At 45.3% G+C, this 256-nt stretch carries 1 protein-coding gene; it reads right to left on the bottom strand.

Going from position 1 to position 256, the window contains the following annotated elements; translation table 11 throughout:
* Positions 1-256: FAD-dependent oxidoreductase (locus HMPREF2893_RS10435; RefSeq protein ID WP_186822258.1), on the bottom strand; the 256-nt coding region annotated here is incomplete at both ends.

The following is a 256-nucleotide window of genomic DNA, read 5'->3' as shown; positions in this document are numbered from 1 at the left end:
ACTCCGCATTTTCTAAACCAGGGATCATTTGGAAAACCCGCTTTTGCTCACCCCATTTTAGGTGAGTTTGGAAGCCAACGATATTGTAGAGACTAGCTGCTGCATTGTCTTGGCGTAACTGAACTACCGCGTAAGGTGTCTTAAACTCCCCATCACGTGGACCTTTGTAATCATCTGGATACTCAAGCCCAACTGGCTTCATAGGTCCATAGAGCATGGTTTTAATGCCTCGTTTAGCCATGACTTCAATTGGCAT

It is taken from the genome of Streptococcus sp. HMSC072C09 (genome assembly GCF_001813105.1).
Lineage (GTDB): Bacteria > Bacillota > Bacilli > Lactobacillales > Streptococcaceae > Streptococcus.
This window is presented reverse-complemented; position numbering and strand designations above follow the sequence as displayed.